At 36.4% G+C, this 15961-nt stretch carries 11 protein-coding genes and 1 tRNA gene; 4 read left to right on the forward strand and 8 right to left on the reverse strand.

The annotated features are described in order from the left end of the window. Positions 1-105: 105 nt before the first annotated feature. Positions 106-1119, forward strand: a complete 1014-nt coding sequence (recA, locus tag AQF98_RS04210) for a recombinase RecA (RefSeq protein WP_055130650.1) — start codon at positions 106-108, stop codon at positions 1117-1119. A 120-nt stretch (positions 1120-1239) separates the two neighbouring features. Here recA and AQF98_RS04215 read toward each other — a convergent pair whose 3' ends face one another. Both AQF98_RS04215 and tsaD read right to left on the reverse strand, forming a co-directional pair. Next, positions 1240-1461, reverse strand: a complete 222-nt coding sequence (locus tag AQF98_RS04215; RefSeq protein WP_055130651.1) for a hypothetical protein — start codon at positions 1459-1461, stop codon at positions 1240-1242. 11 nt (positions 1462-1472) lie between these two features. Continuing rightward, positions 1473-2474: a tRNA (adenosine(37)-N6)-threonylcarbamoyltransferase complex transferase subunit TsaD gene (gene tsaD, locus AQF98_RS04220; protein WP_055130652.1), complete on the reverse strand. Its 1002-nt coding sequence runs from the start codon at positions 2472-2474 to the stop codon at positions 1473-1475. 77 nt (positions 2475-2551) lie between these two features. Here tsaD and AQF98_RS04225 point away from each other — a divergent pair, with 77 nt between their 5' ends. Next, entirely contained in the window at positions 2552-6955 is a 4404-nt protein-coding gene (locus AQF98_RS04225) for a translocation/assembly module TamB domain-containing protein (protein ID WP_235524164.1), read from the forward strand. Positions 6956-7002: 47 nt separating this feature from the next. Here the strand turns inward: AQF98_RS04225 and AQF98_RS04230 are convergent, their stop codons facing one another. The 3 genes from AQF98_RS04230 to AQF98_RS04240 form a co-directional block, all read right to left on the reverse strand. Then, the gene (locus AQF98_RS04230) at positions 7003-8214 is read right to left on the reverse strand and encodes a bifunctional 3,4-dihydroxy-2-butanone-4-phosphate synthase/GTP cyclohydrolase II (protein WP_055130654.1); all 1212 of its coding nucleotides are present in this window, start codon (positions 8212-8214) and stop codon (positions 7003-7005) included. Between the two features lie 141 nt (positions 8215-8355). Further along, positions 8356-9801 (reverse strand): LptF/LptG family permease, encoded by a 1446-nt coding sequence (locus AQF98_RS04235; RefSeq protein WP_055130655.1) that lies wholly within the window; start codon positions 9799-9801, stop codon positions 8356-8358. A 30-nt stretch (positions 9802-9831) separates the two neighbouring features. Beyond that, positions 9832-10212: an START-like domain-containing protein gene (locus AQF98_RS04240; protein WP_055130656.1), complete on the reverse strand. Its 381-nt coding sequence runs from the start codon at positions 10210-10212 to the stop codon at positions 9832-9834. Between the two features lie 105 nt (positions 10213-10317). On the opposite strand from AQF98_RS04240, the gene AQF98_RS04245 reads away from it, so the two are divergent. Both AQF98_RS04245 and AQF98_RS21795 read left to right on the forward strand, forming a co-directional pair. Then, positions 10318-10391: transfer RNA gene (locus tag AQF98_RS04245), tRNA-Met, on the forward strand. 367 nt (positions 10392-10758) lie between these two features. Then, positions 10759-14253 carry a DUF4157 domain-containing protein gene (locus tag AQF98_RS21795; RefSeq protein ID WP_082434890.1) on the forward strand — a complete coding sequence of 1165 codons (3495 nt, stop codon included), beginning with the start codon at positions 10759-10761 and terminating at the stop codon, positions 14251-14253. 161 nt (positions 14254-14414) lie between these two features. Here the strand turns inward: AQF98_RS21795 and AQF98_RS04255 are convergent, their stop codons facing one another. From AQF98_RS04255 to AQF98_RS04265, 3 genes are all read right to left on the reverse strand, one after another. After that, a complete protein-coding gene (locus AQF98_RS04255) occupies positions 14415-14702 on the reverse strand; it encodes a hypothetical protein (RefSeq protein ID WP_055130657.1) in 288 nt (95 codons plus the stop codon). 114 nt (positions 14703-14816) lie between these two features. Then, positions 14817-15260, reverse strand: a complete 444-nt coding sequence (locus AQF98_RS04260) for a hypothetical protein (protein ID WP_055130658.1) — start codon at positions 15258-15260, stop codon at positions 14817-14819. A 51-nt stretch (positions 15261-15311) separates the two neighbouring features. Next, the gene (locus AQF98_RS04265) at positions 15312-15818 is read right to left on the reverse strand and encodes a hypothetical protein (protein ID WP_055130659.1); all 507 of its coding nucleotides are present in this window, start codon (positions 15816-15818) and stop codon (positions 15312-15314) included. Positions 15819-15961: the final 143 nt, after the last annotated feature.

A 15961-nucleotide genomic window follows, 5' to 3' on the forward strand; every position in this document is an offset into this window, starting at 1 on the left:
TTTATTTGCAATAATCAAAATTAAATTAATATGTTTGCTAAAGTTATTAGTATTTATAAATAACATTTTTAGCCGGTACTTATCTTTTACTTAATTAGATTGAACATGAACCCAAACGCAGAAAAATTAAAAGCACTCCAACTTACTTTAGATAAATTAGAAAAATCATACGGTAAAGGTTCCGTAATGAAACTAGGCGATGCAGCAGTAGAATCTATTGAATCCATTTCAACTGGTTCTATCAGTTTAGATATTGCATTAGGCATTGGCGGTGTACCGAAGGGTCGCGTAATTGAAATATATGGTCCAGAATCATCTGGTAAAACTACTTTGGCTACGCACATCATTGCCGAAGCACAGAAAAAAGGCGGTATTGCCGCATTTATAGATGCAGAGCATGCTTTTGATAAAATGTATGCCAAGAAATTAGGTGTAGATGTTGACAATCTTTTAATCTCGCAACCAGACAATGGTGAGCAGGCTTTAGAAATTGCCGATAATTTGATCCGTTCGGGAGCGATAGATGTGATCGTAATTGACTCTGTAGCGGCTTTGGTACCAAAAGCGGAGATTGAAGGTGAGATGGGCGACAGCAGAATGGGATTACAAGCCCGTTTGATGAGCCAGGCCTTACGTAAATTAACAGGAACGATCTCTAAAACTGGATGTTGTTGTATTTTCATCAACCAATTGCGTGAAAAAATTGGAGTGATGTTCGGTAACCCAGAAACCACTACTGGTGGTAATGCCTTAAAGTTTTATGCTTCAGTACGTTTAGATATTCGTAGAACTTCTCAAATTAAAGATTCTGATGAAGTTTCTGGAAACCGTGTTAAAGTAAAAATTGTAAAAAATAAAGTTGCCCCTCCTTTCCGAATTGCAGAATTTGACATTATGTTTGGCGAAGGAATTTCTAAAACTGGAGAAATCATTGATCTAGGTGTAGACTTTAACATCATCAAAAAAGCAGGTTCTTGGTTCTCTTATGGAGATACCAAATTAGGACAAGGAAGAGATGCCGTAAAACAATTATTATTAGATAACCCAGAGTTATCAGAAGAAATTGAAGCAAAAATCCGTACAGAAGTAACCGGAGAAAAATTAGAAGAGAAAGCTTAAATCTATATCGTCATTTCGACAGCCCATACATCACCTACCGATCGTAATCGGGAAAATGATTTCTCAATGGCAGCGTTACCAAAAAGAAATCCGTTGCTAAAAGCTGTCGAAATGATTTTTTTATCTAAAACTTGAAGATTTTGGAGCATCAGCAGCTTTTGCGTTTTTCTCCATAAAATCCTTATCCAATCGGATAATCGTATAGGTAGCAATGAGCACACCTAATATCAAAAAAAACAACCCCAAATAGTTTTTCTTTTTATCCTGTTTAATCATCCATACCAGAAAGATAATTGCTGGAATTAACATTAAACCAAAAAAGATATAACTCATCGTTCCCATATTTCTATTATTTAAAAGTTCATTCTTGCCATTGGCGATACTTCTTGGCCAATAAAATCACCCGCTAAAAACTTGTGGTAACCCGCAATCGCAATCATCCCCGCATTATCTGTACAATACTCAAAAGCTGGAATAAAAATATCCCAACCTAATGCTTCTTTCTGTTCTAAAAGCGCATTTCTGAGCCCTGAATTTGCAGAAACCCCACCAGCAATCGCAATTTGCTTAATTTGATATTGTTTTGCTGCTTTTTTCAATTTATTTAACAAGATATTGACGATACTGTGTTGAACTGATGCACAAATATCTGCTAAATTCTCTTCTATAAATAAAGGATTTTCTTTTTGTCTGTCTCTAATAAAGTACAAAATAGCAGTTTTAAATCCGCTAAAACTATAGTTCAGACCTTGGATTTGTGGCTCAGGAAACTTAAATGCTAAGGGATTACCTTCTTTTGCATATTTGTCAATTAGAGGACCACCCGGATATGGCAAGCTCAATATTTTAGCTGTCTTGTCAAAAGCCTCTCCTGCCGCATCATCCAAAGTTTCACCCACTATTTCCATATCAAAATAATCTTTAACCAGTACAATTTGAGTGTGACCGCCAGAAACTGTCAAACATAAAAAGGGGAAATTGGGTTTTGGCTCATCTATAAAATGCGCCAAAATATGTGCCTGCATATGATTCACTGCAATTAAAGGTAAATCTAAAGCCAATGCAAAAGATTTTGCAAAAGACACTCCTACCAATAATGCACCCAATAAGCCCGGCCCACGCGTAAAAGCAACGCCGCTTAATTCATTTTTGTTAACTTTGGCAATTGCCAGCGCTTGTTGAACAGCTGGCACTATGTTTTGTTGATGAACCCTTGATGCTAATTCTGGAATTACACCTCCATAATTTTCATGAATTGTTTGGTTTGCAATAACATTGGCAGTAATTTTGCCGTTGATACATACAGCAACGGATGTTTCATCACAAGAAGATTCTATGGCAAGTATTACAGACACGTTGATTATTATTAAGCTACAAAACTATTAAAAAACTATTAAAAATACTGCTTTGGGTCGTTGCATCAATAATAATATTGCTTGCAGCTGTTTTATTCTCGCTTCAATTTAAGCCAGTACAGACCTATGTAGCAAAAAAAGCAGCGGCATACCTATCTAAAGAACTCAAAAACACGGTATTGATAGGTGGTTTATACGTTAAACCATTTAAGTCTGTTGTGCTGGAAGACCTCGTTGTACTCGATCGCCAAAAAGATACGCTTGCAAAATTTCCAAAATTCATGGTAGACCTCAATAGACTTTCCTTAAAAGAAAGAATATTAGATGTAAATACGGTACAGATTAATAATGGCTCATTCTTTTTAAAAGACAATCAGGATGGTTCATCAAATCTTGATTTCATTATTGATTATTTCGATAGCCCCGCTCCCCCTAATCGACCAAAGAAAAAGAAATTCCAATTCTTGTTTGATAGGATCATCTTAAACAATGTCAACTTCAAATACAAAAATCTAAAAGTAGATACCGTAATTAAAGGGATCAATTTTGAAGATATTGAGCTCACTAAACTCAATGGTATTTTTGAGAAATTGAATACCAATGGACATTTGATACAAGCCAACATTAAAAATTTAACTTTTAAAGAGAAAAGCGGCTTCCATCTTAAAAATCTCTCTGCTTTTACGACCATTGATACCAATGCTATTGAGTTGAAAAATCTTTTGTTGGTTACCAACCAGACTAGGTTAACCGATTATTACCAGATGAAATTTGGTAGGTTCAGAGACTTTAATGATTATGTGAACAAAGTGAGGATGAAGGCTAATTTTAAAAACAGCCATATCTCCTCTAGCGATGTAGCTTATTTTACGCCTGCACTAAAAAAAATGAAGCTCGATTTGGACATTGATGGACAAATCAGTGGTTATGTAAATAATTTAAAGGCAAAAAAACTATCCTTAAAAGCAGGTAAAGCCACCTACATTAAAGGCGATTTCTCTATGAAAGGTCTCCCAGATTGGGATCAGACTTTTCTGGATATGAAGGTTGAAATGGCGGGCACCAACAAAAAAGACTTGGACGAAATCTTAACAGACATTACAGGAAAACCTATGAAGTCTATCCCTGTAATTGTAAACAAGTTTGGCAATATCAATTTCAATGGCTCGTTTACTGGTTTTCAAAATGATTTTGTTGCCTTTGGAGAGTTCAAAACAAAATTGGGCCGCTTCAAATCTGATGTAAACATGAAAATCGACAAAAAAGGCATTCCTTCTTATACAGGGAATGTAAAAACCTTCGATTTTAATCTTAGAGAGCTTTTAAATGAAAAGAGCCTAGGTAGAATTACATCTGCACTTTATGTAAAAGGAAAAGGTACCGAAATCAAAGACCTTACCGAGCAATTAGATGGTGACATTTCTTATATTGATTTTAATGACTACCGCTATCGTAATGTTAAAATCAATGGCACATTCGACAAAAAGTACTTTGATGGCAACTTAAAGATCAACGATAAAAATGTGCAGTTGGATTTTGATGGTGGCGTAAACCTCAATCCCAAATTGCCTGTCTTTAATTTCAAAGCATCAATTAAAAATGCAAGGTTAAAGACTTTAAAATTATTTAAGGATTCGCTAATGGTAGATGCTACTTTTAGCACCAATTTCTCTGGTAATAACCTCGACAATATACAAGGAGAATTGGCTATCCAAAAGATCAGGTTAAACAATGTGAAAGGAATCTACACCATTGATTCTGTTCAATTGAATGCAAATGGCATTGGTATCAATAGAAGTCTAACTGTAAAATCCGACATTTTAGATGCAAGTATCAAAGGACAATATGACCTTAATACCATCATTTCTTATTACAAGGCCATTGCCAAAACCTATGTCCCTTCATTAGACACCCAAATTATCAAATACAATACCCAGATCTTTGACTTCAATTTAAGAATAAAACGATTTGAACCTATTGCCGAACTTATTGTTCCAGGGCTAAGCATTGATGACCAGGCTATCCTTATAGGAAATTTCGACTCGAGAAATAATACCGCCACCTTAAATGGAAGCATCAAAAAGCTAACCTATAAAGGCATTACCGCAAACAACATCATTATTGATGAAAACACAACCTCAAATCAGTTACAAGCCATTATCACCTCAGATAGGGTTGACCTGAATGATAGTTTATACATCAAAAATGTCAATATCTTAAATATCCTAAGAAACGATAGTCTTTCTTTAAACGTAAAACTTTCTAATGCAGATGATGCCAACCAACTGGATTTAAACGGCTTGGTAGAATTTGCAGGTGATACTACTGCGAAAATTAGCATTTTACCATCCAACTTAAAAATCAATAGTGAAGATTGGACCATCCAAGAAAAAGTAAGGATCAACTTTAACAATGGAAAAACTGAAATCAGCAATTTTGATTTGAGTAATGGAGGTCAGCTGTTAACTGTTGATGGAATTTTATCCAATGATCCCCAAGACCTGTTGTTGGTTGGTTTTAAGAACTTCAATCTTAAAACCATTAATCCTTTTGTTAAAACACTCGGCTTAAAACTGGCAGGAAATGTAAATGGCAAAACACGACTCTATAACGTCTTAAACTCTGCAAGAGTTACCGATAGTTTAGAGATTGATTCGTTAACATTTAACGACACCTTTATAGGAAAACTCACAGATACCAGTTCTTACGACAAGTCTAAAGACAGGGCTAATGTGTATACTCAAATCTTAACGGACAATAAAGAAACCTTCAAGATAACTGGAAATCTTGACCTAAAAGATAAAAAAATTGACTTAGGCGTAAGATTAAATGATAGCAAACTCGCAATTCTGGAGCCTTTTGTTAAAAAATTAGTTTCCAACCTGAAAGGCGAGGTATCTGCAGATCTTACGGTAAAAGGAACTTTTGACAAACCCGGAATTGACGGCAGTGTATCCTTCAATAAAGGGCAGCTAACAGTAAATTATCTCAAGACGGCTTATACTTTAGATGATAAAGTAAAGGTTGAAAACAGTGTAATTGGTATCGAAGATTTGGTATTGGAAGATGTGGATGGTAATAAAGCGACAGCTACAGGAACGGTAGACCTTAACGACCTAGACAATCCAAACATACAGGTTGATTTAGTGGCCACTAACTTCATGGCGTTAAATACCACTTCTAAAGATAATTCCGTTTATTATGGTAAAGCTTATGCAAGTGGCAATTTCTCTTTTAAAGGGCCAACCAATAAAATGAGGATTGATATCAATGCCAAAACCGAAAAAGGAACCATTTTTAACCTTCCGTTAAATAGTTCTGAAACGGTTTCTGATAAAGACTTTATCACTTTTGTGAGTAAAGACACCACTAAGGTGGTTAAAAAACAGGCCAATTTTGATGGTCTGACGATGAATTTTAAACTAAAGGTAGATCCTAACAGTACAGCAAACATCTACACCATTTTAGGAAAGTTAAGTGGAAAGGGAAATGCCGAACTCGAACTAAATATCAGTAGTGTGGGCGATTTTGAAATGAAAGGCGACTACATTATTGAAAGCGGTATCTTCGATTTCACGGCACAAGAAGTGATCAATAAAAGGTTTGACATTAGACAAGGTGGAACAATTAGGTGGACTGGAAACCCGACCGCAGCACAAATTAACTTAAAAGCCATTTATGCATTAAGGGCAAGTACTACAGACCTTTACACAGCGGCGAATCAGGAACAGGGTTCAAATGTAAACGAGAGGGTACAAACGGAAGTAGAAATGGGCTTGAGTGGGTTATTGTTAAAACCTGATATTAAATTGGACATCTTCTTTCCTGCCAACCCAGCTATTAAAGAAAAGTTACAATCTTACTTTAATGATGGTAATAACCTAAACACCCAAGCATTGAGTTTGATTATCCAGAGGCGATTTGCACCAGGGTCAGGTCAAGAAAACCTTGGGCAACAGTTAGGCTCTGTAGGAACCAGTACGGCTACCGAACTTTTGTTCAATCAGTTTAACAACCTGCTTTCTTCATTAAATTTAAGTTTTGTCGATATCAATTTCCGTTCGTTAAATGATGCCAGTGCTTCATTCAAATTATTCAACGACCGTATTATCATCAATGCAGGTATTACCGATACCAAAAGTGCGAACGATTTTACACCAATTGGTTTTTCTAAAAACAATGTAGGTGGAGAATTGGAGGTTTTAGGCCTGATCAAAAAAGATGGGACGTTAGTTGGCAAAATAGCCACTAAACCACCTACGCAACAAAGTATTTTTGCCAACCCGGGGATAGATCAAAGCGCAAATGTGAACTCTTTTGGACTGATCTATAGTCAGCAGTTTGATTCCTTTAATGAATTTTTACAGAAGATTACTGGAAAATATCGTAGGGAGCAGAAAAAGAAAGAAGCGCAAAAGGCTAAAGAAACATTAAACAAAGAAGCCATTATAAACGAAAGCAAGAAAAATCAAAAGAAATAAGGCTTTGATTTTTCTTGCTTAGCAATATATTTAACTAAATTAAGATGTTAGCGGTTCATGATTTGATGACCCATTTTATCTCTTTTAGTTTTAAGGTAAGTTTCATTGTGTTTGTTGCTTTCTATTTCAATTGGAATATTTTCTACAATTTCAAGTCCATAGCCAATTAAACCAGCTCTTTTTGTTGGGTTGTTAGACATTAAGCGCATCTTACTTACACCCTGTGCTCTTAAAATTTGTGCACCTACTCCATAGTCGCGTTCATCGCCTTTAAAGCCCAGTTGAAGATTGGCTTCAACCGTATCGAAACCAGCATCTTGTAAATTATACGAACGTAATTTATTGATCAGTCCAATCCCTCTACCTTCTTGGTTCATGTATACGATCACCCCTTTACCTTCTGCTTCTATCATTTGGAAAGCTTTATGAAGCTGAGGGCCACAATCACAACGGCATGAACCAAATATATCACCTGTAACACAAGAGCTATGTATGCGTGTTAAAATCGGCTCACCTTCTGTCCATTCGCCCTTACTAATGGCCAAGTGAGTTGCATTGTTACTCAATTGCGTGTAGGCCGTCATTTTAAAATCGCCCCATTGTGTAGGCAAACTAACGGTAACCTCTTCTCTAATTAAACTTTCAGCAGCTAAACGATAAGCAATCAGATCTTTGATGGTGATGATCTTCAATTCGTGCTGTGCCGCAATTAACATCAAGTCTGGTAAACGGGCCATTGTCCCATCTTCATTCATGATCTCAACCAACACTCCTGCTGGCTCAAAACCTGCCAAACGGGCTAAATCAATAGTAGCTTCAGTATGGCCAGTTCTTCTTAATACGCCTTCTCTTTTTGCTTTTAAGGGGAAAATATGCCCAGGTCTACCTAAATCTTCTGGCTTAGTATCTGGATTGATCAAGGCCTGAACTGTTTTTGCCCTATCGTGTGTAGAGATTCCTGTAGTACAACCATGCCCAATTAAATCTACTGATACAGTAAATGGGGTTTGGTGTAAAACAGTATTGTTTTGAACCATTAAATCCAATTTCAAGTCATTGCAAAGATCTTCTATCAATGGTGCACAAATTAATCCACGGCCATACTTAGACATGAAATTAATTACCTCTGGTGTTACATTTCTGGCAGCAGTAATAAAGTCTCCTTCATTCTCACGATCCTCATCATCCACCACAATAATTATTTTACCTGCTTTGATATCTTCAATAGCTTCTGCTATCGTATTCAATTTAATTTCCATTCTATTTTGGTCTTAATTATAAGCAAGGCCATTAAGGTCATCTGCATTATAAATATTTACAAAGTTACAATCTTTTGAGAGCAATATTTTACTAAAATATCATCATTAAGTAATGAATAAGGCTAAAAGAAGTTTACTATATTAATTATTGGCTTTAAGCTTTTTACGTTTGAACAGCCCTAAGATCAGTTGCTTGTAATAATCGATATCGAACAAGGCAGAATCTACTGTAGCCTTATAGGTTAAGAATATTCCCAATGGTGTTAAAACGATAATTGCCATCCACATCCCAAAAATAGGCTCCAAGGTTCCTTCCTTGGCAGATTTTTCGGCAACGGTAGAGATAATATGGTAGACCAAAAAGAATACTACAGCAATTACTACTGGCAAACCTAGGCCACCTTTTCTGATAATTGCACCTAAAGGCGCTCCGATAAAGAATAATAAAAGACAAGAAAAAGCTAATGTATATTTTCTAAGGTACTCTACCCTAGCTCCAATAATTTCCTTTTTTTCATCTTGATAGCTAAGAATTCTATTATTAATTACCTGTCTGATACTGGCTGTAAGATCGGATGCATTTTGCAATACTTGCGTAAGGTCTTTTTTAGGAATTGAATTGAGAATATTGCCCTTAATCGTTTTTTCTTTACTCTTAACTTTCGTATATCCTTTCACATAGCTCGTAGTTTTATAGTAACTACTCACATTAATTTTAGCACTTCTATTGGCACTGTCTAGGCTTTTGGAAAGTGAATCTTGCCTCCTGATAAGCCCCTTACGATTAAGCATGGGTGCATTGTTTCTAAAACTCGATTCATCAGTACGGCTCATGTCACCAAAGGTGGAGAAATCTAGCTTTACCTCCGTTTCTTTAAAACGCATTCTGGTTAGCGTTTGTCTATTGTTATAGCTATTTCCCCTACCCCCATCTTCTTCATACCTAATTCCGTCAGAAAGTTTGAGCAGCATGTATTTTCCATCTGTTGTTTTAGTCATTCTGCCTTGTTTGGCAATAATGATCTTAGGAATGCCATTTGTACCACTATGATCGTAAATCATAATTCCATATAGAGAATCTATTCCTCCCTTTCCTTTATGATCTACTCTAATGGCATAACCTGGAATACTGTTGTTAAAAACCCCTGGTTTAATTAGAAATGACAGTTTTTTATTTCTGATATCGAAAAGAAGCGAGTAGTATTTTGTATTCGCTTTTGGCAGCATGTAATCTGAGAAGTAAAAAGAGGCTATTGATAATATAATGATCAACACAAATAATGGCCTCATGGCCTTTTGTAGAGATACTCCAGCAGATTTGATGGCAACTAATTCATAGTTTTCTCCTAAGGTACCAAAAGTCATGATGGAGGAGAGCAGAACAGAAAGTGGCAATGCCATGGCAACATTTGATGCTGAAGCATAAATCATTACTTCAGCTATGGTATACCATTCAAATCCTTTCCCTATCAAATCATCAATATATTTGAACAGGAAAAACATCAAAAGGATAAACATCACAATAAAAAATGTGACGATAAAAGGCCTAATAAATGCCTTAATTAACAGTAAATGTATCTTTTTCAATATGCAAAGATAGACAATACCGTTGAAAATTTAAGCACCAATTACACTCAACAGATAAGTAATCTGGTTGTCCCAAATTTGAGTTTTTTCAGTGCGAGTTTCGTCGGTAGCAAAATCAGTAATTGCTAATGCTACATCATTGGTCAATTCATCTTGCACAATCTCCATTTCAAAATAGCAGTGGGGTTCATCGTCGAGCCATTTAAACTTCACCAACTTGTTTTCTTTTATGCTGAGCAATTTTGCTTTCTGAACTTCATCGTCCCATGTAAAGGTATATACTTGATCTCTGAAAATCACATCATCTGCAAACCATTGCGACAAACCATTTGGTTCGCTAATGAAACTAAATAATATCCGTGGAGATGACCTTAACTCATATTCTAGTGTAAATTTTTTCTTTTCTGACATCCTTAAACACCTCTATCTTAAAAATATTGGACTATTTTTTATTTATTATTTCTAAAGAAAAGTAATTTATTCTATATTTGCAACTCTTTAAAAAATAAGATGCCCGGCGGGGTAGCTCAGTTGGTTAGAGCGCAGGATTCATAACCCTGAGGTCACGAGTTCAACTCTCGTTCCCGCTACTTGAAAATCAAGCCTTTAGCTTTAAAAAGCTAGAGGCTTTTTTGTTTTAACACAACATAGCTAAAACATTTTGCCGCTTTTATTGGCAACTTAATAAGTTTCTAGCATCCTTATTTTGCTTGTTATCCCATTTAATTTTCCTCATCTTTTATCACAATATGATTAATAGGATCCGGACTTATTTTCTCCAATTTTAATTCAAGCTTATATTACATTTTCAGCTAGCACTTAAGCAATTAGCAACTACATCTAGCTCCTATTCTCTAAAACAGGCAGGATGATGATATTTCATTTAAACTTGTTATCTTGTATAAGAATTATCTTAAATACGGGATGTGATGCGGGGTTATTAGACAAACAACAAACATGAATACACACGCCGATAAATCGCAGGAAAACAAAACCAAGCCTGCTTCTGAAAACTCATCAAAATCACCAAGCAATGGTCCTTCTACATTACAGCTTGTAGACAATAGACCAGAAGCTATTGCACAAAGAAAACTTCAGGAAGTTATCAGCAACAACCCATTAGTTAAACAACTGAAAACCAAACAAAAATCAATAACCAATAGTCCTAGCACAACTCCATTACCCAATCAGCAAGCTACAGCTGATCAACATACCGTACAACGAAAAGAAAACCATACTGGCCTACCAGATCATTTGAAATCGGGGATTGAGAACCTTTCTGGCTACTCACTTGATGATGTAAAAGTACACTACAACTCTAATCAACCTGCCCAATTACAAGCACATGCTTATGCACAAGGTACAAATATTCATTTAGCCGTTGGCCAGGAAAAACATTTAGCACACGAAGCCTGGCATGTAGTACAACAAAAGCAAGGAAGGGTTAAACCTACCGTACAGATGAAAGGCAACGTAAATGTGAATGATGATGCTGGACTTGAAAAAGAGGCCGATTTGATGGGTGCCAAAGCGATGGCTCATACTGTAGCGGATGTACCGCTTGTTTCTTCCAAAATTAGCAGCAATACTGTACAACGTGAACGCATGCAAACCAGAATAACTGGGACAACACATTTGGTTCATGCTTTACATGGCTCCATTTTTAATGGAACTCAAGGTAAGCTACTGCCACATGGAACACCTATTGATGTTGAAACATCAGATAAAATAAGGTCAAGACTCGGACCAAATGCAGAGATATTCAGACATTATGATGCTAAAAACGCACCAGAATACCGTTGGGTAAGAGTGATTAGTGTGGCTGGAGAGTTGCAGCGCACTTTAACTTACGTTAGAGATGATACATTTATTGGAGGCGCTAACATCCCTAGAGGATCCGCATTCGCCCCTGCCATAGACCATAGAGGAAGAACACAACCTGCACTTCCGGAACGAGTATTTGCACCAAAGAATGCTCCTGAATGGTATGAAAGAGGATTAGGTCATGATAAATCAAGTACAGCACATCGCAAGCATGCAAAATTATTAGCTGTAGCTTTTAATAGCAGACCTGAACATCTTGGCCCCAGCATGTTAGCTAGCGCAAAAGATCCAGATACAGGCATTGCATTAGAAACGCTTGGCCAACATTTAACCCATGTTACACCTTGGATACCAAGTGATGTTGAACACCATGGCAAAGATCGTCATGAGAATCTCAGTAAACCTGGAGAGTATTTTCGAAGTAGCCCACACCACCCCCTTCATCATGATTATGAAAGACACCAACGTGTAATGGGTGTATATAAAGAGGGTGTAACAACTGAACCGGTTAATATAGGATGGGAGCACATTGCTTCTACGGTTATGGGTGTTCCTAACATGAAAGATAAAGCAATGGAAGGCCCCATGGGCATAAGGATTCGAATGGCAGAACATCCAGATAGAATTGCAAGGGGGCCTGGAGCTGTTATTGGTCATGAAGAAATGGCTCGAGAAACCGCAATCATGCGCCATAAACTATTAATAGAACAAGCTCAACGTGATCCAATACCTCAAACACGAGAACATCTGGAAAAAATAATGTCTGAACTTAGACCTTTAAAGGATAGTATTGCAAAAAAAAGAGAAGAGTTAGATGGATATACCAGAAAACTAGATGAACTTTCTAGAGCAAAAGTGTTACTATTAAAATCGCTTGGCCCTGCATCTAAACTTGTGAGCAAAACCAAAGCTGAAGCCGAAGCTGCAGGAAAAATTGCAGCTGAAACCGACGGAGATGGTAAAGCTCAAGCTGAAACAAATGCAGCTGCCTTGGCGAAAGACGCAATAGCGGCTAAAGGAGCCTTTGATCAACTAATAATGCAAAGGGATCAAATGCTAGAAAGTGAAGCGAAGATGGGGGAAGGGCAAAATAAACTACACACTGAATTGCAATTAATGCTTAAAAAAGAAAGGGAGTTAAATGCATTACATCACCAATTAGTCGAAAAACATGATTTCTTTCTAAGATCTAGCAAAAATCCTATGTCGGATATAGGACCAAAGAGACTTCAAGATTCTCGAACAACAGATTTACGACCTTTAACTACCATTACGCCTACTGCACATCGCCCCATACGTGATAGTTTTGCCAATCATTTACTTAGAAACAGACGTCAGGTTAAATTAGAACATTTTTTTGGAGGGCCAACTGTGGGTCCAATAACAGATCGTAGTGGTAGAGAACATCCAAATCTTGTACTCCATAACGGCACTTGGATAAAGAAAGAAGACCAAGGAGTAGAAGAAATTCAAAAAGGATGGAATGCAAGTGGCTTGAGAACCAACCTTCAGGTTAGAGGCAGCTTTGGTCACCATAGACCATCAATTTCTCCACTCCTAAATGGCATGATAAGAATTAATCCTGGCCTGTATCCAATGAGTTTATTACAAATTGGAATAGGAAGTGCAATTGGTGCTAAGCCAACTCATGCAATAGATCCGAGGTTGGATTTTGTACACAGAGCTGCATTAAATGTAGCTGTACATCATGCATTATCTGTTATCGCTGTTGACCGTCCGAGTAAAAGTGGTAAAATACATCGAATTAAGGAGTTTGCGAAACATAGCTTGATGATCAATCTGCTAAAAGCACAAACAATCCTCAAAGCACACGGCCCTAATCCAAGAGATGGTACAGCCTATATCACTTGGCTCGAAAAAGATTTTACCAAAACAGCCCAAGCACTTGAAAATTTAAATGAATCAACGCATTTATTGCTCTCAGCCAGAGTTAATGAAGAAAGACATCAAAGAGGACTTGAAGAACCCTTGATGTTGCGCCTTGGTCCTTTTAGACAATTTGTTAGTCACACCTTTGCTAAGGGCGGTAGAGTGGTTCATATTTACTATGTAGCAAGCGGCATGCAGGCTATTACTACGGGGGCTATAGCTGCTGTTGACTTTAGAAGAAAAAAGGCAAGAGCACCATCTGGTAAAAATGCTGGATATATAGCTTTACACCCTTATTTTGAGATGAAAGGTGCAACTGCAGCAGCTGCAGGATTTAAATCAGATTTACCTCCTGAAACCATTATCGCAGACCTTTCACCATTAGATACCACCGCTTCTGTAGCAGAACAATCTCATACAGCAATTAGAGCTAACTTACACAAAGCTGTTAGTGAAAATGTTGGGCTAGTACCTGTGCTTGATGCAACAACCATTCCTTTAGATGAAGTCCCTTCAATGGTGCCCGATGGAGCCAGAAACTACATCATTGTAGAAAGTCTTACTAAATATGCTCAGCTTGGGTCTGATAAAGCTTTAGGAGGCAGAATTATTGTTGTGGGGACTGAAGAATTTTTAAAAATCACATCGGAAACAATTGGACCTGTAGAGCAGAATGCAAACATGATTGTTTCAAGAGTTTGGTTCGAATCTATGGAAAATATGCGGCATAGTCATTAAATACGAATGCAGCGGCATCTAGTTTCTATTTTACCAATGTATTTGCAACCTAGCGCTAAGAGATTTTATTTTAATGGAGTGTTTCTATTACACATTTAATTTCGAGCTAGTATTAGTGAGTATATCGATTTGTGTTGTTCAATTTCCCATCGGCTATTTTTTTAAAATTTAGCATTATTTTTTTGTTCTGAAATGATGATTTTAAACCACAAACCAACTAACATACCAATTACCAGCGAAACCAATAGGTTAAAGAGTGTAGGGATTGGATGATCCCCATTTTCTGCTGAAAGTTTATAAAAAAAGTTGAAAAAAAAGTTTGTTTTACGGTTGTGGTAATAACATGGATCAGGAGTAAAAAGTTCTTGTACTAACGTCAGGTTTAAAAGCACTGCAATTACCCCACCTGCTAACATAGAGAAGGCAAAACCGATTTTTCTATATTTCATTTTATACATTTTATTTTTCAAGAAGTAGTTATTTTATTAATCTTAATATTGCTTTTAATTGGGATTTAGATAATTCCATAAATGATTACTCTATTTCTCCCCTTAGGCTATTCACTAAATTTGTCGTACACTAAAAAATTCAATTTTATTAAAATCATTTTCGTTTGAAGCATCACTTTCATTAACGCTATAGCCACTAAGATTATCAAATTCACCTAGTTCAATAGCTTTCATAAACTCAGCTATTTTGTTTACAATAATTAGTTTACTTTTTGAGCGGAATTTCTCTAACAATTCGGCGTTATTCCAATTGTCTCCTCTGAATAAATGAATGCAATAACCTGTATGCTCATCGCTTAGGTTATCACTACCATACCAACCAAGGTCTAAGTGATAATTGTCTTTGATTAGGTATAACAAATCTTCTTGACAGTAGATATGTACATATTTATCTTCTTCGTTAACATTGTCGGCTGGGTCAATGTCGTAAAACACATTTCGCACAATTGCCCAGTTTGATGAAATATCAAGTTGCTGTAGCGCTATTTTTGTTTCCATATTTATTCATTTAAAAATTATCAGCCTAGCCAATTGCTTTTATAGACATTGTTACTTATTTATTTCAGCATAAAAACGTTCAGCATATTTTTTAAACTCCTCCACCTGTAATAGTCTTTCGTAAAAGGATTTTATTTTTTCCATATCCTTAGATTTTTTAATTACACCATAAGCACAATGCCTTAAGTCTAAATCTTCGGTTATATTTTCAACAGTATGCATACATAAGTCTAGCACATCGTGGAAGTGAGAAAAATTATTCATTAAACTGATAAAACCCCATTGACGAACCAATTCATCCTCTTCATCATTTAAAGCAACAAGAACTTCATTTTTAACCTTTTCTAAGCCAAAGCTTGAAAAATCTGCAAGTTCAATCATCTTGTACACATTAATTTTCACAAGATCATAGGTATCTCTTTGCTGGATTAGCTGAAGTAGAAATATCCATTTTTTGTCGTCTTCTATATCTTCAAATTCGCTGGCAATCAGCATTGCTTTGAGATCATCGTTCAATTCTGAATTGTATTTTTCAATTGATTGTTCAAGTGTCGTCATAAGTGGTTTTATTTTAAAAACTAATCTAATTTATCAATGCACTCTGTAATTCGTATTTGCAGTACTCCGGCCTTCAACTACCAATTACTTTAAACGTCCTGTTTGTTATTGGTGAGTGTCTCCTTTTGTCCAATTTCGAGGTT

The sequence above is a fragment of the Pedobacter sp. Hv1 genome, assembly GCF_001412215.1.
GTDB lineage: Bacteria > Bacteroidota > Bacteroidia > Sphingobacteriales > Sphingobacteriaceae > Pedobacter.

Coding starts and splice junctions, on each gene's coding strand:
- AQF98_RS04230 (WP_055130654.1), bottom strand. CDS start 8,214: ATGGAAATTAAATTGAATACGATAGCAGAAGCTATTGAAGATATCAAA.
- AQF98_RS04240 (WP_055130656.1), bottom strand. CDS start 10,212: ATGTCAGAAAAGAAAAAATTTACACTAGAATATGAGTTAAGGTCATCT.
- recA (WP_055130650.1), top strand. CDS start 106: ATGAACCCAAACGCAGAAAAATTAAAAGCACTCCAACTTACTTTAGAT.
- AQF98_RS04255 (WP_055130657.1), bottom strand. CDS start 14,702: ATGAAATATAGAAAAATCGGTTTTGCCTTCTCTATGTTAGCAGGTGGG.
- AQF98_RS04265 (WP_055130659.1), bottom strand. CDS start 15,818: ATGACGACACTTGAACAATCAATTGAAAAATACAATTCAGAATTGAAC.
- AQF98_RS04215 (WP_055130651.1), bottom strand. CDS start 1,461: ATGGGAACGATGAGTTATATCTTTTTTGGTTTAATGTTAATTCCAGCA.
- AQF98_RS21795 (WP_082434890.1), top strand. CDS start 10,759: ATGAATACACACGCCGATAAATCGCAGGAAAACAAAACCAAGCCTGCT.
- AQF98_RS04260 (WP_055130658.1), bottom strand. CDS start 15,260: ATGGAAACAAAAATAGCGCTACAGCAACTTGATATTTCATCAAACTGG.